Below are 22,685 nucleotides of genomic sequence, written 5' to 3'. Positions count from 1 at the left end.
TGTCTGACACTCCGCTATCGCTGGCAAGCCAGCTCCCACAGTTTTTGCGGCGTGCACAAATCTTGTGAACGACGTTAAACCTTGTGGGAGCTGGCTTGCCAGCGATGGCGGTGGTGCAGTGGATGAATATTTGTCTGGGAAACCGCTTTCGCGAGCAGGCTCGCTCCCACAGGTATTGCGTTTGGCCGAAGTTCATTGGTGTAGCCGGAATTCATGGAATTGGGGCTGTAACACAGCCTGCACAGCCCTTACCGTGAACTCATCATTCCGCCTGCCGAGAGCCGCGCCATGTCCCTGCGTCTGGATTACTACAACGCGTCGCCCAAGGCGATGAAAGCGATGCTTGCCATGGAGGCGCTGACCGCCAACCTGAGTATCGAAGCGCCGCTGCTGCAATTGATCCGGATCCGCGCCTCGCAACTCAACGGCTGCGCCTTCTGCACTGACATGCATTCGGTGGACGCGCGGCGGGCCGGGGAAAGTGATCGGCGCCTGTATGCGGTCGCGGTGTGGCGCGACAGCAACTTCTTCAACCCCCGCGAACGGGCGGCGCTGGCCTGGGCCGAGGCGGTGACGCTGTTGGCCGAAAGCCACGTGCCGGATAACGTCTACCAGCAGGCGCGCGAGCAGTTCGATGAAGGCGAACTGGTGGACCTGACCGTAGCGGTGAGCACCATCAACAGCTGGAATCGTTTGGCTGTCAGCTTCCGTCAGACCCCGAGTGACTGAAGATCAAAAGATCGCAGCCTTCGGCAGCTTCTACATGGAAACGCGCATCTGATCGTTCCCACGCTCCGCGTGGGAATGCAGCCCGGGACGCTCTGCGTCCCAATGGAACGCGGAGCGTCCCTTGAGGCATTCCCACGCAGAGCGTGGGAACGATCAACCTGCCTAATTCGCCGGCCGCTGCGGTTTCACTGATGTGCCAAACGTATTGCCCATCCGCGTACTCGTCGCAGCCGGGGTCGCCAGCCCTACCTGATTCGGCGCGCGCTTGTGCACCGGCACATTCAACGCTTCCATGTTCTTCTGCGCCGCCGCCGCGCCGTCGGGATTGTTGCCCATCTGTTGGCTCAGGCAATCGTAATTCGGCGCCTTGTAACCGCCGACCGTGACCTCGACACAACCCAGCGGCTCCTCCGCCTGCGCCGCGCCCACCGTCATCAGCAAGACCCACATCCACCGCGTTTTCATGTCCGCCTCCTGGCCCGCCCGAATGGGCCGCTCTGGGGTTTGAGTCTAGTGCAAGCGCGGCGCAAAACCCGTGATGGTTTTTTTGCACCGCCCGTCATACCAGAGTCATAAATGCCCCGCAGGATAGCGATTTTCAGGGGTGCGCCAGTCGTGCAGCGAGGCAGTTCGCGGATCAGTCTTCAGCGCTCGGCGACGCTTGTGCGCCGCGCGGGTCTGGGGTGGCTGCTCGGTCTGCTGGCCAACGCGGCCAATGCAGATCCAGCAGCGGCGGATATGCGCCTGACCTTGCACATCCCGGCTCAGGAACTCGCTCGGGCGCTGGATCAATACAGCCGCGCCACGGGCGTCGCGGTGCTGGTCGACAGCCAGCTGAGCCGGGGCCGCCGCTCCCTCGCTGTGGATGGCGAATACACCGCCGCCGACGCCTTGCGTCATTTGCTCGGCGGCACCGGGTTGATGGCGCGCTATGCCCGCGCCGACGCGTTCACTCTACAAGCGGCGCAGGTGGAAGACCTGCCAGTGCCGACGGACAAACCCACGCCGGCTGCTGTCGCGGTCAACCGCAGTTACGCGACGGCGGTGCAAGCGGCGATCGAGCGCAAGCTGTGTAGTTCGCCGCTGACCCGGCCGGGCAGTTATCGCGCGGTGTTGCAGGTGTGGGTCGGGCGCGACGGCGTGGTGCAGCACAACCGGTTGGTCACTTCGACCGGCGATGTACGGCGCGATAACGCGCTGGTGGAAAGTTTTCGCAACCTCACAATCGATCGGCCGACGCCCAGCGCCTTGCGCCAGCCCGTCACGTTGCTGTTGTTACCGGAGTCGTCAGGGAAGCGCATGGGATGCACGAGATGGGAAGGAGTTTCCGGGGGATGAAAGACGCCGGACAAAGCACGATGGGCCAGCTGTTCCTCAGCTCCTACGAGGATTTTCGCGTGCGCCTGCGCCGCCGCCTCGGCTCCGAGGACCTGGCCAACGACGTGCTGCACGAAACCTGGCTGCGGGTCGATCGCATGGAGACCCCGCCGAACCTGCTCAAGCCCAACGCCTACCTGTATCGCATGGCCCTGAACATCGCCGCCGACCGCCGTCAGGCCGATGCGCGGCTGCTCACCGGTACTGAGGTCGAAGAGCTGCTGCAACTGGGCGACGAAGCCCTCGACCCGGCGCGGGTGGTCGGCGGGCAAAAGGAGATGCAGGCCCTGCTCAGCGCTTTGTACGAACTGCCGGCACGGCGTCGGCGAATCTTCATCGCCGCGCGGCTGGAAGAGGCGCCACACCTGGAAATTTCCCAGCGTTTCGGCATTTCCACGCGCATGGTCGAGAAGGAAATCAAAGCCGCGTTGGGCTTCTGCGCAGCAAAACTGGAAAGAAAAGTGTTTCAGCGGTTCGGTCGCGGGGCCGGAAAACCGTCTAGCGAATAGTGACCCGATTAATCCGTTGAGAATTTGCGCGTTTGAACATCTTTCGACTGAAACCTGCCGAGCCATCGGCCGACGAGTTGCTGCACAGCGAAGCCCGCGACTGGCTGATCCTGCTGACCTCGGGCCGCGCCACCGTCGCCGACGCCCGCGCTCTGCGCGAATGGTGCGCGCGGAGCGGCGAACACGCCCGGGCCTTCGAAGAAACCAAACTGCTATGGCATCACCTGCAACCGGCCGCCGAAGCGTTGCAGGGCCGACGCAGCTTCGGTCGACGGGCATTCCTCGGCGGCGCGATTGCCGCGTCCGCCGCATTCCTGCTGGTGCGCGGCACGATTCCCGGTGGCTTCGAAGGGCTGGGCGCCGACTACATCACCGAAGTCGGCCAGCAGCGGCGGGTCGAACCGGCGCAAGGCGTCAGCCTCGAACTCAACACCCAGACCCGCATCAACCAGCGCAGCGTCGAAAACGGCGTGCAGGGCTTTGAACTGGTCAGCGGCGAAGTCGAAGTGCAAACCGCACGCCTGCCACTGGCGATGCAGGCCGGGGCAGGGTGGTTGCGCGCCAGCCAGGCCCGCTTCAACCTGCGTAACACCGACCAGCAAGTCTGCGTGACCTGCCTCGACGGCGCGGTCGACGTCGCCATCGACGGCCGCAACCTGCGCCTCGAAGCGGGCCAGCAAATCACCTACGACGCACGGCAAATCGGCAACGTGCAAACCGTCGACACCGCCGCCGTGATGAACTGGCGCCAACAAGTGCTGGTGTTCAACGGCGCGACCCTCAGCCAGATGATCGACGAAATCAACCGCTACCGCCCCGGCATGCTCCTGCTGCTCAACCGCGAACTCGGCCAACGCCGCGTCCAGGCCCGCTTCAACCTCGACCAACTCGCCGGCGTCGCCTTGCTGATCCGCGATGCCTACGGCGTCAAATGCACCGAACTGCCCGGCGGCGTGGTCGTGCTCAGCTAACCAAAGCCCAGCGCAATCCAAATGTAGGAGCTGCCGGAAGGCTGCGATCTTCTGATCTTGATCCTGCTTTCTGTGGGAGCTGGCTTGCCAGCGATGACAGCCAGTCAGCCACCCAATCCCCAACTACCTACACCCAACCCAAATGTAGGAGCTGCCGAAGGCCGCGATCTTCTGATCTTGCTTTTGCTTTCTGTGGGAGCGAGCCTGCTCGCGAAAGCGGTTGCCCAACTGACCAATATCTTCCGGTCGCACTCGACCCCTGTGGGAGCTGGCTTGCCAGCGATGACGGCCTAACAGCCACCCAACCTGCAACTGACCGCCCCCAACCCAATTGTGGGAGCGAGCCTGCTCGCGAAGGCGCTTGCCCTACTGACCAATATCTTCCGGTCGCACTCGATCCCTGTGGGAGCTGGCTTGCCAGCGATGACGGCCTAACAGCCAACCAACCTGCAACTGACCGCCCCCAACCCAACTGTGGGAGCGAGCCTGCTCGCGAATGCGGTTGCCCAACTGACCAATATCTTCCGGTCGCACTCGATCCCTGTGGGAGCTGGCTTGCCAGCGATGACGGCCTAACAGCCAACCAACCTAAAGCTGTCTGCCCCCAATTCAATTGTGGGAGCGAGCCTGCTCGCGAAAGCGGTTACCCAACTGACCAATATCTTCCGGTCGCACTCGATCCCTGTGGGAGCTGGCTTGCCAGCGATGACGGCCTCACAGCCACCCAATCCCCAACTGCCTACACCCAATCCAAATGTAGGAGCCGCCGAAGGCCGCGATCTTTTGATCTTGCTTTTGCTTTCTGTGGGAGCGAGCCCGCTCGCGAAAGCGGTTCTTCAGTCACCAAATCCCCAACTGCCTACACCCAATCCCATTGTAGGAGTGAGCCTGCTCGCGATGACGGCCTCACAGCCCACCAATCCCCAACTGACCTCACCCTCGCTTGATACTCACTCCCTCACTTCTATCCAAAAGCCACGACAACAGCAGCCCTGGAACCAAAAAGCCCAACGAAACCAAAACCCCATGAAGCACGTGCGCCAGAGGTTCATCGAGGGTGGCAACCAACTTCATGGGTGAAGCCACTGGCGATAGCTGCAAGAACAAAACCACCAGCACCACACAAGGCCAGATCAAGTTCACGCCGCGTCGGACGCTGAGCCGCCATGCATAAACCGCCAACACTGCTGAAAAAACACCTTCGAGCACCCAGGAGACAGTCCCCAGCTTCCCCCAAAGCCCATAACCGTAATGCTCGACCGAGTGCGGATACAGTGCCAAATCGCTGTTGTGCATCGGCCAGTCGGCGATGAAGTGAGAAAAGGCGGCCAACGCTGCCACGACGGCTACCGGTCGATGCTTGATGAACAGCAGTCCCCAAATCGCAGACCAGAACACCGCAGCCAGCAATGAGTGATCCCAGTCGATAAAGGTCAGATCAAAAAACAGGTACGGCCCGCTGTTCAAATTTGCGGTGACGGTGTTGAAGCCAAGAATGATGAAAATCCCATCGAGCAGATCCAGAAAACCGACGCCCATCATGATGGGTAGCGCGGGAATCGTGGGATAGCGGGCCTTGATTGCCAGGCCGATGGCGAAGTGACCGACGTACATTCTGCGTTCCTGATTCAGACAGGCCTGTCGTCTACAGGCCAGAGGCGTCTGATACTATCCGAGCCCTCACACCAAGATTGTCGGGTTTTGGCAATGTCCGAATTGTCGGCTGAAGCGATACCTCCATCATTTTCCCTGCCACCAGAAGTGGACGCGATTTTGCTCGAGGCCTCGCGGATCAGGACATTGGTAAAGTCGGAGGCTCTCTTCCCTCAAGGCTCTAAACCCCTGGGCATGTTTCGTGTGATTCAAGGCACCTTGCGCGTCGATAGCCTAGGCGCCAGTGGACATCAACTGCTGCTTACTCAATTGGTCGCTGGAGACTGGTTCGGCGAAGTACCACTTCTGGATGGCTTACCAAGAAAGTATGACGTTGCAGCCGTCTCGCCTGCGCGTATTGCAGTGCTGCCTGCCAGCGCATTCTGGCAAATCATCGAGCGCCGCCCCGACGTTCTGCTAGCCATTACCCGGCTGGTCTGTGGCCGATATCGAATGGCGCTCGATTGGGCGGGGAATACGATCCGCAATCCTCTGCCTGTCAGGTTGGCCCGCCGACTCGTTTCCTTGATCAAAGGCCCAGGTATCGAAGAAGCGCCATGCCTGAAGGTCAACCAGGAACATATCGCCCAACAACTGGGCGTGTCTCGCCAGAGCGTCAACCGCCAGCTGACAATCTGGGAAGCCGAAGGCCTGTTGGCTGTTCGATACGGCGCCGTCACCCTTCTCAATGTGCAAAAACTCAGAGAGGCAGCACGGGAGAGTTAACCTGCCATAAGCGCCAAACGTGCTGAGGAAGGGGGCTGCTCAGTTGAGTGGGCCGATCACCTGTCGGTATTTTTCCAGGCCTTGTGGCGTCTGACGGGTCAGGCTGATTTCCAGTCCGGCCGGATCTTCCTGACGATTGCCACTCAGTTGCCGCCAGCCTTTATTGATCTCCCAAACCCGCACCTGCACATCACTCACCTCACTCAACACAGCGACCCCATTAACAGGCGCCGGCAACGGATAGCGACTGCGCGCCTCAGCCACCGCCCGATACAACGTATCCCCCTCGACCCACCACCGAACCCGCTGCAACGCCCCCGGCTGATCCGCCGCGCTGCGAATAATGTCCAGCCGAAACCCCTTGCTGTCACTACTGCGCACCGTCACCGCCGGCGGCGCAGTCGGCGCCTCATCCTCAGCCCCGACCTTGCGCGGCTCGCTCAACTCCACCCCCGCGCGCATGTCTACATCTCGCTGCAACTGATTCAGCACCCGCAACAACCCATCGCTCTGCTCACTGCTCGCCTGCAAATGACTGTCCGCCCGCGTCACACTGTCCAGCCCGCGCCAGGCAATCAGACTCACCACCGCCATCAGCAGAATCGCGACCATCACCTCGATCAAAGTGAACCCTTGCTGAGTCTTCATTGAATACTGATCCGCCCACTGCCATCGCGCAGCACACTCAGCCGATTGGCCCCATCCGACAAAATCAGCCGCAATGGCGGATTGATCCACTCGGCATTCAGCACCACCGTCTGCCGAGGCTCCACACGCACCTCGATCTTCGGGCTCTGCCACGCACGCGGGTGCAACTGCGCATCCTCCTTGAACGACTCAAACCCCACGCCATCATCCCCACGCCGACCAAAACGAAACCCCTTGGCATCCGCCAGCCACACAATCGGCCGCCCATCGACGCGAGCCTCGGCCTGCGCCACCTGCAACAACTGCGCAACCCGCTCGGCATCCTTGCGCAACAACTGCAACGGATCAGGCCTGATACTCAAACTGATCGCCGCACTGGCAATCCCGATGATCACCAGCACCACCATCAACTCGATCAACGTAAAACCCTGCTGCCTGCTCATCACCCACGCGCTCCTTGGCGTCCCATCCCATCGTGCCCGGCGAACATGTAAGGCATGTGAAATAAAACGGAGAGAATTGCCGCGTAGGCTGGCAACAGGGACAACAAGGAGCGACAACCCATGAAATTCACCACACGGATTACCCCGGCGCAAACCGTCCAGGCCCTGGCCCTGCTCGCCGCGCTGGTGGGCGTCGCGACATGGTCGTCGCTGCTGCTGACCACAGCGGAATCCCACACACCCGCAGCCGCCCCGCAAGTGCTCGCGGCGAGGAGCGATAGCCCGGCGTTGCAGTGGTTTTCCAATGAGACCGCGCCGGTGGATATCAAGGTGAGCGGGGTGATCGCGGGCGGGAGCGGGACGGTGGCGATATTGAGTTTGAATGATGGGCCGCCCAGGAGTTTTTTGGTGGGGGAGAAGGTTGGGGTAGGGGTGAAGTTGGTGGGGGTTGAGGGGGATGGGGTGGTGATTGAGCAGGGTGGGGAGAGGGTGAGGTTGGGGGTTGAGAGGTTGGGGGAGGGGGTGGTTTTGCCGAGGTTGGTGAGGCCATGATTCCGGCAGTAGCAGGACGAATTTTAGTGTTTCAATTGAAATCGCATCTAGATTGTAGGATCAGTCGGTTCTGTACATGAAGAAAACTAAAAAGCTACAAAATTTTCCTTTTAGCCTTGAAAGACAGCTGCATTTCTAGCTCGCGAATACGGGGTGCTAATTCGAAATATTCTACCGCCACCTGCCTTATTCGCTTTAGTCTGCTAAACATACTCAAAGCAACTTCCTCTTTTATTCATCGGTGTGGTTGGACTATGCCAAGGAGTAGGTAGGTGACGATTATTCAGGAAATTCACGCATGGTCGAAGGGATTGCCTGCGTGGCAGCAAGACGCAATTGCTCGCCTTTACCAAAACCGTAGTCTCAGCCCAGCCGATCTTGACGAACTCTACGCATTAGCCAAAGCCGAGTCTGGTATTCCAGATCCTGAGGGCCGAAGCCCTAAGAGGCTTGATGACGCGTTGATCGCTCAGCCCAATGATCCCGCACGCTTAGTACAGTTGGCTGCGATCAAACAAATTGTTAACGTCAATGCTTTAGCTAACGGGGGAAGTGTTCCGATCTCGTTGACTGGCCTGACGGTAATCTACGGCGAAAATGGCGCTGGGAAGTCAGGGTATTCCCGGGTATTCAAACATGCTTGCCGCGCGCGCGACCGGCGCGAGCCGATTCTCCCTAATGCAAACCTAGACCCTAAAACTGCAGGCGTAGCCCAAGCAGTATTTGAAACTGTTATAGACGGTGTAACTACTGATCTTTTTTGGCAATACGGGACTGTTGCTCCCGAACCTCTTTCAGACATTGCCATCTTCGATACTTATTGCGCTCGTGCTTATATTGATAATCATGGTGACTTCGCTTATGCACCATATGGGCTGGATATATTGGAAGGGATGGCAAGCGTATGCACTAAGCTTAAGACACGCGCCTCGCAAGAGATGGTTGCAAATGCTCCAACTGACGCAGTTTACGCCGCCCTTACGAGAGATAAAACACAGGTGGCTGCTGCATTACTCGGCATCCCTAAATCTACCGTCCCTGAGCAAATAGAAGCTCTAGCCGCACTCACGAAAATCGACTTGGATCGATTATCGCTCTTGACTCAAACGCTCGCTGAGGCAGATCCGAGGCAAAAAGCACAAGCATTGCGTCAAAAGGCCGCGCGCTTCAACGGTTTAAAAGATCGATTGGTGGGGGCAATTGCACTGATCGACGATAGGACGGCGGGTCAGCTCAAACAGCTAATTGAAGCATCAAAAACTGCGAAAGCTGCAGCGGAATTGGCTGCTCAAGAGTTCAAACAAACCGCCGGTCAACTTGCTGGTACGGGAGGTGAAGAATGGAAGGCACTATTCGACGCGGCCAGAGTTTTTGCGCAAGTGAGTCATCCAGGTCATGAGTTTCCAAAGATACCGGAAGACTCTGTATGTCCTCTCTGTCAAAACCTCCTCGGCCCTGAAGGTGTTGCGCATCTAACGCGCTTTGATACGTTCGTCAAACATGCTGCCGAAAAGGCAACAAAGGAGGCTCGCGATGCAGCGACGGTGGCCTATAGAATGGTTCAAAAGGCCGTAATCGATGTGATGTTCCGTGACGGCTTGGTGGAAGAATTAACCGAACTCGATCCCGAGCTCGCTGCTGGCTGTTCTTCCATGCAGATATGCCTAAATAACCGGCAGACATCGATACTCAAAGCCGCTGCGGGTGAACTTAAATGGGAAGAAGTAGTTCCTCTAGGGACTGACCCATGCCCGGGTCTAGCCGTTGTGATCCAACGCATCCTACATCAATCCAAAGCTTTGGACGCAACGGCCGACGAAAAAACCCGGGCTCAGATGACGGCGGAGAAGCTAGAACTTGATGCGCGGGCGCGGCTGGGCGAGATCAAAGCCGCTGTTTTGGAAGTGATCGCCAAGCACGAGACGAGTCGCAAGCTTCAACTATGCATAGATGGATTCGATACTCGAGGCATTTCTAGAAAATCCACTGAGCTTTCTCGGACGACCGCCAGTCAGGAATTGGCAGATGCTCTGAATGAGGAACTCAAACGCCTCAAAGTGCATCAGCTAAAAATTGTGATGAAACCAGAGTCTCCCGGAGGTAAGACTCAATTTAAGCTTGTCCTACAGCTGCCCGGTGGGGGTACTCCCGCAGCCATTTTGAGCGAGGGGGAGCAACGAGCAATTGCAATCGCATCCTTTCTTGCCGAGCTTAAGCTAGGCAAAGGTCGTGGTGGAATAGTTTTAGATGACCCAGTGTCATCACTCGATCATAGACGTCGTTGGGAAGTTGCAGAACGCTTGGCATTAGAAGCGCTTAACCGGCAGGTGATCATCTTCACGCACGACATCTATTTTCTCTGCATCTTGGAGCAGAAAGCTGAGGAGTCCGGGGCGCAATTAACCAAGAACTATATTCGTCGCACCGCAGATGGTTTTGGTGTGCATTCGCAGGATCTACCGTTCGACGTCGTTGGTACCAAAGATCGACTGGCAAGGCTTCGGCAAGAATTGGTGGAAGTTCGTAAAGCACAAAAGAGTGGAGATGAAGACGAGCAACGTCGTTTGACTGCTGCGTGCTATGGTCGTTTGCGCTTAGCGTGGGAGAGATGCGTTGAGGAGGTGCTTTTGAATGGTGCAGTCCAAAGATTCGGCGAAGGAGTCTCGACGCAACGTTTGAAGTCGGTAATTGTCACTGACGAAGATTACCGGGAGGTGGACAGCGGGATGTCCAAAAGCTCCAAATTCGAACACGACGCGGCGACGCATGTTGGTAGGATCCCAATACCAGAGCCTGACGAACTGGAGGTGGATATCGAGAGACTCGCGACGTGGCGGGGCGCTTTAGATAAACGCTCGAAAGAAATATCGAAAGCAAGAGGCTAGATTTTGGTTTGCCCAACGTTAAACAAAATGAAGTGGATGGCTGAGCTATTTTGCTCATGGACGCGTAAGGGGACGGATCTTCCCTAAATTTAATCCGTTTCCAAAGGCACACCAAAGGTGCGCAGAACGTGTGCTGACTGTCCGAACATGCCATTCTGGCGCTGATACACTGATTTCCAACGTGCCTGTTAACCACCAACAACTAGGAGGTGAGATGGAAATCAAACAGCTTTGCGTCGCGCATGGATTCGATTTGGTTAAAAGCGGCGTAGCGTTGGGCGGCGGTAGTTTCGGAATGACGGATCTGGAAATTTCCCCCATTGAATTTTTGGCCTTGGCAGAAGAGGATTTTGAGCGGGGAGGACTGCCGGCTCTTATTAACGCGACGACGAATGTGAAGCGAGCTATTGTCTGTCAGCTTGATCAGTTGCTGATCTCTTTCGGTTACTCATCGCTGCGATGGAACGTGCCGAAAAAGATTGAGCGTGTAAGAGCACTTGGGTTATTGGTGCCCAGTTTGTTGCGAAAAGTTGTTGATATGAGAAATTTTCTTGAGCACGAGTACGCTGCGCCTGAGCTCAAAAGCGTTGAGGAGGCTTTGGATATCGCAAGTTTATTTGTGATGTCCGCCTCAGCTATGTTTATACCGTTCGACGACGTTTTGGAGTTCTCACGGCCTGATTCCGTTTCTTCAGATGTTTCCGTCACCCATCTCACCGCAGGTTTGAGGCGGGAATCAGGTAGGGTTTTTTACACCGTCTACGCGTATGAACCTGGCGAATATGCGGGCCGTTGTGTTGATCAATGTCAGATTCAATCGGGGCATGTCCTGTTTGAGGCAATGGTGAAGCTTTCTGCATCGTTGATGCTTCGATACAAAGTAGAACAAGCACTGAAAAATTTTGAAGCCGCATATGCCGAGCTATGAAGTTCTTTGTATTACTTCTTCGGCGAGGGGACGAATTTCAGTGAGCGGTAGGTGTTGAGAAGTCGATAAACACCAGTGTTTAAAAAGACATCTCCAGTCACGCTCTCAGGCTACATATCCTTGCGCCTTTGCCTACAGCTACGCCAGAATCCGCCGGCTTGTGCGCCTTGGGGGCGGGTTCTATTGTGGTGCGGTCGCTGACGAATCAGCGATCGGGTTTGGTAGCCCGGCTTAGACTTGGCGCATAGCGTCACCCGATTCAGTCCTTTTTGGGGCTGTGTTTTTATGGTGGCCATGCGCAGGGCGTCTTCGGGCGCGCCGGTTTCCAAGTCACCGGTCTACCAACCTTCGTATGGCCACCACCCCTTCGTTTGGTAGCGAAAAGATGATGGCTCCTTTTCTATGATTTGGAGATTCACTCATGATCAAACCAACACCCAACCCACCCGAAACCGATCCCACATCTCCCTACGACTCCCTCGACTCCAACAAACTCCACGAAGCCGCTGACCGCGCGCTCGATCATTACCTGTCGCCAAACAATCTCCTGCCTCCGCCGCGTAAAGCGCGTGGGATGTATGCGGTGACGGCGGATACCAAGAATGAAGAACTGCTGGCGGATGCGAGTGAAACGCTTGCTTCGGCGAAGACGATTGCTCAGGACATTTCCAGTTTGCTGCCGGCGCCGCAGCGGCGGGCGTTGTTGGGGGTTGCTCAACTGATCATGCTGGGGGAGCTGGCGGTGAATCGGGTGATGGATAATTTGGAGGTGGCGGGGTGATGTCGTTGGCCTTGATCCGGCGCTGGGCCTTGGGATTTTAGGTGCGGCAGAAGAGCCCCTCACCCCAGCCCTCTCCCGGAGGGAGAGGGAGCCGACCGAGGTGTCTTGCGTTGTGCATCGACCTGGACGAGCGTGTTGATTATGGATTTTTGATGCTTATGCACTGCGGCAGAAGAGCCCCTCACCCCAGCCCTCTCCCGGAGGGAGAGGGGGCCGACCGAGGTGTTTTGCGTTATACATCGACCTGGAAGACCTTAGCGGCTATGGCTTTGCTGGGCTTCAGCGGTGCTGGATTCAGAGCGATACGTTCAGGTCGGCGTGTGTCACGAATTTCCCCGAATCGGTTCCCTCTCCCTCGGGAGAGGGCTAGGGTGAGGGGCTTCCTGGCCGTGACAACAGGGTCTCCAGTCTGGCCAATGGCGGCGCATCCTGGTTGCGGTCGAATACTTGAATTCCAACCTTGAGCAGTCGCCCATTCTCTGCACTGGCGATCACCTGTTCGCAGCGCAACATAAGCCGTCCTTGATCACATTCAACAGCCTTCATCCCATTCGGCAACCGGCCCTCCAGGCGCAGCTCAGCCATCCGGCTGTGCGCGGCAATCATCGCCACCGACCGATCCCTTAAAACCCCACTGCTCTGCGTCATCAACCCCGCGACGCGCACGGCGGCGGACATGGCGACGGCGATGATCGCCAGTGCCACCAGCACTTCAATCAGGGTGAATCCTTTCTCTCGCGAACGCGCGCGCATACATGGCCCAAAACCAAAACCCAGCCCTCGACGCTAACCCCCGTCCTTGACGGCTTGACGACGGAAACACCCGAGGATTTTCAACATCCCTGACATATCTTCTTGCAACACTGCGCGTCGAATTCGGATCAAGCCAGGGAATGTCGAGATGGATATCGCACCTTTGAAAACGCTCAGTCAGTCGCCGCGCACACCGCGTAGCCAGCAGGGTTTTACCTTGATCGAGATCATGGTGGTGGTGGTGATTCTGGGGATTCTGGCGGCGATGGTGGTGCCCAAGGTGCTCGACCGGCCGGATCAGGCGCGGGCGACGGCGGCGAAGCAGGATATTGGCGGGTTGATGCAGGCGTTGAAGTTGTATCGCCTCGATCACGGCACGTATCCGAGCATGAATCAGGGGCTGAAGGTGTTGGTCGAGCGGCCGGCGGATGCGAAGAACAGCAACTGGCGTTCGTACCTGGAGCGTTTGCCGAATGACCCATGGGGCCGGCCTTATCAGTATCTCAACCCGGGCGCGAATGGCGAGGTCGATATCTTTTCCCTCGGCGCCGATGGCCAGCCTGACGGCGATGGCGTGAACGCCGATATCGGTTCCTGGCAGTTGTAAGGCCGGCCGTGAACACAGGTTCGCTCAACGGGGCGAAGCAACGGGGCATGGCGATTATCAGCGCGTTGTTGATTGCCGCGGTGGTGGCGGTGATTGCGGCGGGGATGTTGACGCGTCAGAGCGTGGCGACCCGGGCGCTGGAGGCCGATCAGCAGCGGGTGCAGGGACGGTGGGTGGCGCAGGGTGGTCTGGAGATCAGCCGACAGTTGCTCTGGGATGCGCGGCTGCGTGATCCGTTGACCCGACGTGATCAGCCTTGGGCGCAGCCGTTGCTGGCGGCGGGTTTTGCCGGGCGGCTGGAGGACGAGCAGGGCAAGTTCAACCTGCGCAATCTGGTGGCCAACGAGCGGATAGATGCGGCGCAAGTGCAGGCGTTCGAGCGTTTGTGCGAGCTGATCGGCTTGAGTGGCGTTGTCAGCCAGCGCATCCGCCAGCGGGTGATTGCCGGTTATCCGCATCTGCTGAATGCGCAGATTGGTGCGACGGGCAAAGCCGGTTTCGACAGCGGCCGCGCGACTTCGCCGGATGCCGATCACAAACCGCAACCGCCGAAGCTGCCGATGCTGCGCACACTCGATGACTTGCGCAGCGTCGAAGGCGTGACCGATGCGCTGATCGGCCAACTGGCGCCGTACGTGACGGTGATTCCGGCGACGACGTGGATCAACGGCAACACCGCCACGGCGCAGGTGCTGGCGGCGTATGTGCCGGGGCTTTCGCTGGAGCGGGCGACGGCGTTGATTGCCGAGCGTGACGCCGGGCGCTGGTTTATCAATCGCGGCGATTTCGTGAACCGCTTGCGCATGCCGCAGCTGGAAATGAGCAGCGTCAAGGTCGGTATCACCAGTGACTGGTTTCGTTTGCGCGGTGAAGCGCGGCGTGATCAGCGCCGGGTCAGCCTCGACGCGTTGCTGCATCGCAGTGAGGATCGGCTGCCGCAGGTGATCTGGTCGCGGGTGGGCGCATGAGTCAGTTGCGCGTCGCGTTGCCGCCGCTGGCGGAGCTGGAGTTGCACAGCGAAGTGAGTTGCGCCTGGCTGGATCGTCAGGGGCAGGTCAGTCGTGAGGAACGGCTCACTTTGAGTCAGTTGGGGCAACGGCCGAAGCAACCACCGCTGCTGTGTTTTCTGCATCCGGCCGACAGCCTGCTCGCCAGCATTGATCTGCCGCCGCTGCCCGCGAACAAAACGGCGGCCGCTGTGCAGTGTGCGGCGCAGGCGTTGATGCTCGGTGACAGCAGCCAAATGCATATCGGCCACAGCCCTCGTGATGCGAGTGGGCAGGTGCAAATCGCCTGGGTGGCGCGGCAGCACTTGCAGCGTCTGGCTGCGGTACTCAAGCAGGCGGGGTTGACGCTGCGCGGTTTGTATCCGGCGCCGTACAGCCTGCCAGTGCTGCCGGGGGTTGTCGCTTGTGTGGCGGACGGGCATTTGCTCCGGCGCGAGAGTTTGAACAGTGCGCAGGTTGAGCCGTTGCTCGGTGACGAAGTTGATGAGGCATCGTTCGCAGCTGAAGCGACGCAACGCTGGATCGGCCCCTTGCCCGGTTGGGGTTTGCACGGTGGTCTGCAACAAACCGGCGGCGAGCAACGTGGCTGGGGGCGCGCTGTCGGGTGTGTGGCTTTGGCCGTGGCCGTTTGGGTGATTGGCCTGAATCTTTATGCCGCCCGCGAAGCGCGGCAGGGCCAGCAGCTCAAGGCGCAGATGAGTCAGCGGGTGAAGCAGGCCTTCCCCGAATTGCCGGTGATTCTCAACCCGCTGCAACAGGCGCGTCAGCAACTGGAGCAGCGGCAAAAAGTCGCGGTCGATGACCCGGCGCAAAATTTCAATCGACTGGTGTTGCAGGCCGGCACGGGCATGCCGTTCATGGCTGGCAGTGTCGAGCGCCTGAGTTACCGCGACGGCGCTTTGCAGCTGGCGTTGCTCAGCGATGCAAACCGTGGCGGCAACGACAAGGATTGGCAAAGCACCTTGGCTCAGGCCGGCATCAGCGTCACTGCCGATGACGCAGGCTGGACCTTGCGGCCGAGCGATGAATCCAGCGCCAACACCAACGAAGACGACGACGGCGGAGCAGACGATGAGTAGGGCGACGCTGGCGATTTACCGTGCGCGTTGGCAGCGCTTCAGCAGCCAGTTGCAGGCGCGTTGGCAGCCGTTGGCGTTGCGTGAAAAACGCATGGTCGCCGGCATGGCGCTGGTGCTTGTCGGTCTGCTGATCTGGCTGACGCTGGTCAAGCCGCCGTTGGCCAGGATCGCTTTCTGGCAGAGCGAAACGCCCAAGTTGCGCGCGCAAACCGAGGCGCTGGAAGTGCTGTTGCGCAGCGTCAACGTGCGGCCGCAGGGTCAAAGCGTTGGCCAGTCGCTGGAGCAAAGTCTGCAAGCGGCGGGGCTCGCCGGGCATTACCAATTACAAGCGGCGGAGGGCGGCGCGTGGCAGTTGAATGTCGACGCCGCGCCGGCCGATGCGCTGCTCGACTGGCTGCTCAGCCAGCCGTCACAACTTTCTCTGCAGGTGGTCGAGGCGCAGTTGCAACGCGCAAGCGCGGCCTCGACCGATGTCACCGCCGGCACATTGTCAGGCACCGTTCGCATGGATCAGGCGCAGGGCGCTAAGGAAGCTTCATGAAGGAGTCACGCTGCAAACCGGCACGTCTGGCGCTGCCGTTGTTGCTGATGGCGTTGAGCGCGTGCAACAGCACCACGGCGCCGCAGACTCAGCCGCCGCTATTGGTCGACAGCGAGCTCGGGCGGCCGCTGGCCAACACCCAGCGCAGCGGCGATGCGGTGGCCGATCGCGAACGGGCGCAGGCTCAGGCGCGGCCGGTGCCCAAGCAGTTGCATAACATCAGTCAGCGTGGGCGCAGTGCTGGTGTTGCGCCGAGCAATGCGATCCCGCGCAATCCGTTGGGCGAGCAACCGGTGACGCTGAATTTTGTCGAGGCGGATATTCAGGCGGTGGTGCGGGCGCTGTCGCGGGCCACCGGGCAGCAGTTTCTCGTCGATCCACGGGTCAAGGGCAATCTGACCTTGGTCTCGGAAGGTCAGGTGCCGGCCCGTCAGGCCTATGACATGTTGCTCGCAGCCTTGCGCATGCAAGGTTTCAGCGTGGTCGATGTCGGCGGCGTGGCGCAGGTGGTTCCCGAGGCCGACGCGAAACTGCTCGGCGGGCCGATCTATAGCGCCGACAAACCGGCCGGCAACGGCATGATCACGCGCACGTTTCGTCTGCAATACGAGAACGCGGTGAACCTGATCCCGGTGCTGCGCCCGATTGTCTCGCCGAACAATCCGATCAATGCCTACCCCGGCAATAACACCGTGGTCATCACCGATTACGCCGAGAACCTTACCCGCGTTGCGCAGTTGATCGAGAGCATCGACACGCCGAGCGCGATCGACACCGATGTGGTGCAGATCCAGAACGGCATCGCTGCCGACATTGCACCGATGGTCGCCGACTTGCTCGACGCGCCGGGCAATGATCCGACGCAGAAAATCGCCGTGATCGGCGACCCGCGCTCGAACACCATCATCATCCGCGCCGGCAGCCCCGAGCGTACCGAGCTGGCGCGCAACCTGATCTACAAACTCGACAACGCTCAGAGCAATCCGAGCAATCTGCATGTGGTTTATCTGCGCAACGCTCAGGCGGCGAAACTGGCGCAGGCGTTGCGCGGTTTGCTCACCGGCGAGAGTGACAGCGGCAGCAGCGACGCGGCGCGGTCGGTGCTCAGCGCGATGGGCAGCAGCACCGGCGGCAATGCCGGGCAGAACGGCCAGAGCAGCACGCCGAGCACTGGCACTTCAACGACGACTGGCAGTGGCGCAAGCGGCGGCAGTTATGCCCAGGGCAGTGGCGGCGCGGCGAGCAATGGCGGTACGCAGAGTAGCGAACAGAACGTGGCTTTCAGCGCTGGTGGCGTGACGATTCAGGCTGACGCCACCACCAACACGCTGCTGATTTCTGCGCCGGAACCGCTGTATCGCAACCTGCGTGAGGTTATCGATCTGCTCGACCAGCGCCGTGCGCAGGTGGTGATCGAGAGCCTGATCGTAGAGGTCGGCGAGGACGACGCCAGCGAATTCGGTGTGCAGTGGCAGACCGGTGATCTCGGCGGCAAGGGCGTGATCGGCGGCGCGAACCTTGGTGGCGCGGGGCTCAACACGGGAGCGAAGAACAGCATCGACGTTCTGCCGCAGGGTTTGAACCTCGGCTACGTCAACGGCACGGTCGACATCCCCGGCATCGGCAAGATTCTCGACCTGAAAGTGCTGGCCCGGGCGCTGAAGAGCAAGGGCGGCACCAACGTGCTGTCGACACCGAACCTGCTGACGCTGGACAACGAAGCGGCGAGCATTTTCGTCGGCCAGACCATCCCGTTTGTCAGTGGTAGCTACGTCACTGGCGGCGGGGGCACCAGCAACAACCCGTTCCAGACCGTGACCCGCGAAGAGGTCGGCCTCAAGCTCAACGTGCGCCCGCAGATTTCCGAGGGCGGCACGGTGAAGCTGGATATCTATCAGGAAGTCAGCAGCATCGATGAGCGCGCGTCCAACAGCGTGACTGCGGCGGGCATCGTCACCAACAAACGGGCGATCGACACCAGCATTCTGCTCGACGATGGGCAGATCATGGTCCTCGGTGGTTTGCTTCAGGACGGCTACAGCCAGAGCAATGATGCCGTGCCGTGGCTGGGCAGCTTGCCGGGCATCGGCGCGCTGTTTCGCAACGAACGCCGGGCGATCACCAAGACCAACCTGATGGTGTTCCTGCGCCCGTACATCATCCGCGACAGCGAAGCGGGGCGCAGCATCACCGTCAACCGCTACGACTTCATGCGCCGCGCCCAGGGCGGCTTGCAACCGGAACGCAGCTGGGCGATGCCCGACATGCAGGCGCCGCAATTGCCGAGCGCTGCGCAAGGCGTGCCGGCGCCGGGGCCGACATCAGGCCCACGCGCCACCATCAAAGCCGTACCGATCGAAGGGAGCACCCGGTTTTGACTGAGATGATGACTGTGGTGAGGGGATTTATCCCCGCTCGGCTGCGCAGCAGTCGTAAAACCGGTACACGCGATTTGCCTGTAGAAACCGGTTCTCAAGGTTTGGGTCTGCTGCGCAGCCCAACGGGGATAAATCCCCTCGCCACAGAGGTCCCCATTGCCACAGGGGATCTCATTGCCACGGCACTGATTGAAGGGAGCACCCGGTTTTGACTGAGATGATGACTGTGGCGAGGGGATTTATCCCCGCTCGGCTGCGCAGCAGTCGTAAAACCGGTACACGCGATTTGCCTGGAGAAACTGGTTCTCAAGGTTTGGGTCTGCTTCGCAGCCCAACGGGGATAAATCCCCTCGCCACAGAGGTCCCCATTGCCACAGGGGATCTCATTGCCACTGAGGATCGCATTGCCTCAGAGGCTCCCATTGCCACGGTACCGATTGAAGGGAGCACCCGGTTTTGACTCAGATGATGACTGTGGAGAGGGGATTTATCCCCGCTCGGCTGCGCAGCAGTCGTAAAACCGGTACACGCGATTTGCCTGGAGAAACTGGTTCTCAAGGTTTGGGTCTGCTTCGCAGCCCAACGGGGATAAATCCCCTCGCCACAAGGGATCTCATTGCCACCGAGGATCGCATTGCCTCAGAGGATCGCATTGCCCCAGAGGATCCCATTGCCACGGTCTCGATTGAAGGGAGCACGCGGTTTTGACTGAGATGATGACGGTGGCGAGGGGATTTATCCCCGCTCGGCTGCGCAGCAGTCGTAAAACCGGTACACGCGATTTGTCTGTAGAAACCGGTTCTCAAGTTTTGGGTCTGCTTCGCAGCACAACGGGGATAAATCCCCTCGCCACAGGGGGGCTCATTGCCCCAGAGGATCTCATTGCCCCAGAGGATCTCATTGCCACGGTTTCGATTGAAGGGAGCACGCGGTTTTGACTGAGATGATGACTGTGGCGAGGGGATTTATCCCCGCTCGGCTGCGCAGCAGTCGTGAAACCGGTACACGTGATTTGCCTGGAGAAACCGGTTCTCGAGTTTTGGGTCTGCTTCGCAGCCCAGCGGGGATAAATCCCCTCGCCACAGGGGATCGCATTGCCACAGGGGATCGCATTGCCACAGGGGATCGCATTGCCACAGAGGATCTCATTGCCATAGGGGATCGCATTGCCACGGTGGATTTTGGGGAGGATGGGCAATGAGTGTATTGCCGTACGCCTGGGCCAAGGCGCAGCGGATTCTTTTGCGCGATGGCGTGCTGACGGTGTGCCCGTCGACGCCCGGCTGGTCGATCAGCGAAGTGCGTCGGCAGTTCGGTGCGACGCAGGTCGAGCGGGTGCGTGATGACGAGCTCGACGGTTTGCTCGCCAGCGCTTACGCCGATACCGGCAGTGCGGCGGCGGTGGTCGGGGCTGCGGAAAACGAGGTCGATCTCGATCGGCTGATGCAGGACATGCCGGAGATCACCGACCTGCTCGACACCCAGGACGGCGCGCCGGTGATTCGCATGATCAACGCCTTGCTCACCCAGGCTGCGCGCGATGAGGCCAGCGACATTCACATCGAGCCGTTCGAAACCCATTCGGTGGTGCGCTACCGCGTCGACGGCACCCTGCGCGATGTGGTCTCGCCGCGCAAGGCGTTGCACGGTGCGCTGGTGTCGCGGATCAAGATCATGGCCCAGCTCGACATCGCTGAAAAACGCTTGCCGCAGGACGGTCGCATTGCCTTGCGCGTAGCGGGGCGGCCGATCGATATTCGTGTGTCAACGGTGCCCACTGGCCACGGCGAACGGGTGGTGATGCGTCTGCTCGACAAACAGGCCGGGCGCTTGCATCTGGAAACCTTGGGCATGGATGCGCAGGTGCTGGCCAAACTCGACCATTTGATTCGCCAGCCCCACGGCATCGTCCTGGTCACCGGGCCGACCGGCAGCGGCAAAACCACGAGCCTCTACGCGGCGCTGGCGCGGCTGGATGCGAGCACCAGCAACATCCTCACCGTGGAAGATCCGGTGGAATACGATTTGCCGGGGATCAGCCAGATTCAGGTCAACGCCAAGATCGACATGACCTTTGCCCTCGCGCTGCGGGCGATTCTGCGCCAGGACCCGGACATCATCATGATCGGCGAGATCCGCGATCTCGAGACCGCGCAAATCGCCGTGCAGGCCTCGCTCACCGGGCATCTGGTGCTGGCCACGCTGCACACCAACGACGCGGTGTCGGCGGTCAATCGCCTGATCGATATGGGTGTAGAGCCGTTCTTGCTCGCGTCATCCATGCTCGGCGTGCTTGCGCAGCGCCTGGTGCGACGCCTGTGCAATCAGTGCAAACAGGAAGACCCGGCCACGCCCGGCACCTGGCGGCCGGTCGGCTGCGCAGCGTGCAATCACACCGGTTACAGCGGCCGCACCGGCATCCACGAATTGTTCTGCATCGACGACTACATCCGCACGCTGATTCACCAAGGGGCAGGGGAGCAGGCCCTGCGCGCGGCGGCGTCGAAAGCGGGGATGTTCAGCCTGCGTGAGGACGGTGAGCGCTGGATTCGCAGTGGTGCCACCGCGCCGGAAGAAATCCTTCGTGTGACACGGGACGCCTGATGAATCGCTATCGCTTTGAAGCGGCGGATGCCACCGGGAAAATCGAGTCCGGGCACCTTGAGGCCGACAGCCAGAGCGCGGCGTTCAGTGCCTTGCGCGGACGTGGTCTGACGGCGCTGTCGGTGCACGAGGAAAGCAATGTCGCCCGACACGGCGGCGGCGGTTTGTTCAGCGCCAGACTCTCCGACAACGACCTCGCCTGGGCCACCCGGCAACTGGCGAGCCTGCTCGGTGCCAGCCTGCCATTGGAAGCAGCGCTGAGCGCCACAGTCGAGCAGGCCGAGAAAAAGCACATCGCCCAGACCCTCAGCGCCGTGCGCGCCGATGTGCGCAGCGGCATGCGTCTGGCGGAATCGCTGGCGTCGCGGCCACGGGATTTTCCCGAGATTTACCGCGCGCTGATTGCCGCTGGCGAAGAGTCCGGCGATCTGGCGCAGGTGATGGAACGGCTGGCCGATTACATCGAGGAACGCAACAACTTGCGCGGCAAGATTCTTACCGCGTTCATCTATCCGGGCGTGGTCGGGCTGGTGTCGATCGGCATTGTGATTTTCCTGCTCAGCTACGTGGTACCGCAGGTGGTCAGCGCGTTCTCTCAAGCGCGGCAGGATTTGCCGGGGCTGACCCTGGCGATGCTTACCGCCAGTGATTTCATTCGCGCCTGGGGTTGGTTGTGTGCGGCGCTGATGGCCGGGGCGTTCTGGAGTTGGCGTTTGTATTTGCGCAATCCGGCGGCGCGTTTGAGCTGGCATCACCGGGTGCTGAAGTTGCCGCTGTTCGGGCGTTTCATTCTCGGCCTGAACACCGCGCGCTTCGCCTCCACGCTGGCAATTCTCGGCGGTGCCGGCGTGCCGTTGTTGCGTGCGCTGGAAGCGGCGCGGCAGACCTTGTCCAACGACCGCTTGAGCCTGAGCGTCAGCGAGGCCACGGCGAAGGTGCGCGAAGGCGTCAACCTCGCCGCCGCGCTGCGCGTGGAGAATGTGTTCCCGCCGGTGCTGATTCACCTGATCGCCAGCGGCGAGAAAACCGGTTCGCTGCCACCGATGCTCGAGCGCGCGGCGCAGACGCTTTCCCGGGACATTGAACGACGGGCGATGGGCATGACCGCGTTGCTCGAGCCGCTGATGATTGTGGTGATGGGCGGGGTGGTCCTGGTGATTGTGATGGCGGTGTTGTTGCCGATTATTGAGATCAACCAGTTGGTGCAGTAGCCGCTTTTGATGTTGGCCGGGCTGGCCTCTTCGCGAGCAGGCTCGCTCCCACAGAGGAACGCATTTCAACTGTGGGAGCGAGCCTGCTCGCGAAAGCGCCAATCCCGACAACACAAAACTCAAATATTTTGCACCGGCCTGACCCTCACCCGAGTCCTGATCCCATCATCCTCGGGTTCTCCATTCTGTCATCTGCAACCACCCGCCAACGGCTCCAGCCCGATTCAGCCAAACCCGCGATCCAGACGCGCCGCGACCCACCGCAAACACCCGAGAAATCTCCACAAAAATCCCCCCGCAGCT

At 59.9% G+C, this 22,685-nt stretch carries 21 protein-coding genes; 16 read left to right on the top strand and 5 right to left on the bottom strand.

What is annotated here, in order from left to right; translation table 11 throughout:
- Positions 1-288: 288 nt before the first annotated feature.
- Positions 289-729 (top strand): carboxymuconolactone decarboxylase family protein, encoded by a 441-nt coding sequence (locus FEE99_RS19705; protein WP_064361168.1) that lies wholly within the window; start codon positions 289-291, stop codon positions 727-729.
- A gap of 162 nt (positions 730-891) precedes the next feature.
- Here FEE99_RS19705 and FEE99_RS19700 read toward each other — a convergent pair whose 3' ends face one another.
- The gene (locus FEE99_RS19700) at positions 892-1,194 is read right to left on the bottom strand and encodes a hypothetical protein (protein WP_041480100.1); all 303 of its coding nucleotides are present in this window, start codon (positions 1,192-1,194) and stop codon (positions 892-894) included.
- A gap of 150 nt (positions 1,195-1,344) precedes the next feature.
- Here FEE99_RS19700 and FEE99_RS19695 point away from each other — a divergent pair, with 150 nt between their 5' ends.
- From FEE99_RS19695 to FEE99_RS19685, 3 genes are read left to right on the top strand one after another with little or no spacing between them, the layout of a single operon-like run.
- Positions 1,345-2,067, top strand: a complete 723-nt coding sequence (locus FEE99_RS19695) for an STN domain-containing protein (protein ID WP_041480101.1) — start codon at positions 1,345-1,347, stop codon at positions 2,065-2,067.
- Positions 2,064-2,615 (top strand): RNA polymerase sigma factor, encoded by a 552-nt coding sequence (locus FEE99_RS19690; protein WP_041480103.1) that lies wholly within the window; start codon positions 2,064-2,066, stop codon positions 2,613-2,615. Before FEE99_RS19695 ends, FEE99_RS19690 begins: the two co-directional genes overlap by 4 nt.
- A 32-nt stretch (positions 2,616-2,647) precedes the next feature.
- A complete protein-coding gene (locus tag FEE99_RS19685) occupies positions 2,648-3,586 on the top strand; it encodes a FecR family protein (RefSeq protein ID WP_041480104.1) in 939 nt (312 codons plus the stop codon).
- A gap of 933 nt (positions 3,587-4,519) precedes the next feature.
- Here the strand turns inward: FEE99_RS19685 and FEE99_RS19680 are convergent.
- The gene (locus tag FEE99_RS19680; protein WP_041480105.1) at positions 4,520-5,200 is read right to left on the bottom strand and encodes a hypothetical protein; all 681 of its coding nucleotides are present in this window, start codon (positions 5,198-5,200) and stop codon (positions 4,520-4,522) included.
- A gap of 93 nt (positions 5,201-5,293) precedes the next feature.
- Between FEE99_RS19680 and FEE99_RS19675 the strand changes: the two genes are divergently transcribed.
- A complete protein-coding gene (locus FEE99_RS19675) occupies positions 5,294-5,965 on the top strand; it encodes a Crp/Fnr family transcriptional regulator (RefSeq protein ID WP_052392204.1) in 672 nt (223 codons plus the stop codon).
- A 39-nt stretch (positions 5,966-6,004) separates the two neighbouring features.
- Here FEE99_RS19675 and FEE99_RS19670 read toward each other — a convergent pair whose 3' ends face one another.
- Positions 6,005-6,613: a prepilin-type N-terminal cleavage/methylation domain-containing protein gene (locus FEE99_RS19670; RefSeq protein ID WP_041480107.1), complete on the bottom strand. Its 609-nt coding sequence runs from the start codon at positions 6,611-6,613 to the stop codon at positions 6,005-6,007.
- The gene (gene gspH, locus FEE99_RS19665) at positions 6,610-7,056 is read right to left on the bottom strand and encodes a type II secretion system minor pseudopilin GspH (RefSeq protein WP_041480109.1); all 447 of its coding nucleotides are present in this window, start codon (positions 7,054-7,056) and stop codon (positions 6,610-6,612) included. The genes FEE99_RS19670 and gspH overlap by 4 nt, the downstream gene beginning before the upstream one ends.
- A gap of 120 nt (positions 7,057-7,176) precedes the next feature.
- Here gspH and FEE99_RS19660 point away from each other — a divergent pair, with 120 nt between their 5' ends.
- From FEE99_RS19660 to FEE99_RS19645, 4 genes are all read left to right on the top strand, one after another.
- Positions 7,177-7,608 (top strand): type II secretion system protein N, encoded by a 432-nt coding sequence (locus tag FEE99_RS19660; RefSeq protein ID WP_041480110.1) that lies wholly within the window; start codon positions 7,177-7,179, stop codon positions 7,606-7,608.
- 272 nt (positions 7,609-7,880) lie between these two features.
- A complete protein-coding gene (locus FEE99_RS19655) occupies positions 7,881-10,493 on the top strand; it encodes an AAA family ATPase (RefSeq protein ID WP_041480111.1) in 2,613 nt (870 codons plus the stop codon).
- Between the two features lie 214 nt (positions 10,494-10,707).
- Positions 10,708-11,421 carry a hypothetical protein gene (locus tag FEE99_RS19650; RefSeq protein ID WP_041480113.1) on the top strand — a complete coding sequence of 238 codons (714 nt, stop codon included), beginning with the start codon at positions 10,708-10,710 and terminating at the stop codon, positions 11,419-11,421.
- Between the two features lie 421 nt (positions 11,422-11,842).
- Entirely contained in the window at positions 11,843-12,202 is a 360-nt protein-coding gene (locus tag FEE99_RS19645; RefSeq protein WP_041480114.1) for a DUF6124 family protein, read from the top strand.
- A gap of 366 nt (positions 12,203-12,568) precedes the next feature.
- On the opposite strand, the gene gspI is transcribed toward FEE99_RS19645, so the two are convergent.
- Positions 12,569-12,955, bottom strand: coding sequence for a type II secretion system minor pseudopilin GspI (gene gspI, locus FEE99_RS19640; RefSeq protein WP_041480115.1), 387 nt, complete (start codon positions 12,953-12,955; stop codon positions 12,569-12,571).
- 148 nt (positions 12,956-13,103) lie between these two features.
- On the opposite strand from gspI, the gene gspG reads away from it, so the two are divergent.
- From gspG to gspF, 7 genes are all read left to right on the top strand, one after another.
- Entirely contained in the window at positions 13,104-13,562 is a 459-nt protein-coding gene (gene gspG, locus FEE99_RS19635) for a type II secretion system major pseudopilin GspG (RefSeq protein ID WP_041480117.1), read from the top strand.
- Between the two features lie 47 nt (positions 13,563-13,609).
- Positions 13,610-14,530 (top strand): type II secretion system minor pseudopilin GspK, encoded by a 921-nt coding sequence (gene gspK / locus FEE99_RS19630; RefSeq protein ID WP_052392205.1) that lies wholly within the window; start codon positions 13,610-13,612, stop codon positions 14,528-14,530.
- A complete protein-coding gene (gene gspL, locus FEE99_RS19625) occupies positions 14,527-15,648 on the top strand; it encodes a type II secretion system protein GspL (RefSeq protein ID WP_041480119.1) in 1,122 nt (373 codons plus the stop codon). Before gspK ends, gspL begins: the two co-directional genes overlap by 4 nt.
- Positions 15,641-16,189, top strand: a complete 549-nt coding sequence (gene gspM / locus FEE99_RS19620) for a type II secretion system protein GspM (RefSeq protein WP_041480120.1) — start codon at positions 15,641-15,643, stop codon at positions 16,187-16,189. Before gspL ends, gspM begins: the two co-directional genes overlap by 8 nt.
- A complete protein-coding gene (gspD, locus tag FEE99_RS19615; protein WP_041480122.1) occupies positions 16,186-18,567 on the top strand; it encodes a type II secretion system secretin GspD in 2,382 nt (793 codons plus the stop codon). The genes gspM and gspD overlap by 4 nt, the downstream gene beginning before the upstream one ends.
- Positions 18,568-19,764: 1,197 nt before the next feature.
- Positions 19,765-21,171 (top strand): type II secretion system ATPase GspE, encoded by a 1,407-nt coding sequence (gene gspE / locus FEE99_RS19610; RefSeq protein ID WP_041480123.1) that lies wholly within the window; start codon positions 19,765-19,767, stop codon positions 21,169-21,171.
- Complete coding sequence (gspF, locus tag FEE99_RS19605; protein ID WP_041480124.1) at positions 21,171-22,382, top strand: type II secretion system inner membrane protein GspF; 1,212 nt, start codon at positions 21,171-21,173, stop codon at positions 22,380-22,382. The genes gspE and gspF overlap by 1 nt, the downstream gene beginning before the upstream one ends.
- Positions 22,383-22,685 lie beyond the last annotated feature (303 nt).

It is taken from the genome of Pseudomonas sp. ef1, from assembly GCF_007293365.2.
Taxonomy (GTDB): domain Bacteria; phylum Pseudomonadota; class Gammaproteobacteria; order Pseudomonadales; family Pseudomonadaceae; genus Aquipseudomonas; species Aquipseudomonas siliginis.
This window is presented reverse-complemented; position numbering and strand designations above follow the sequence as displayed.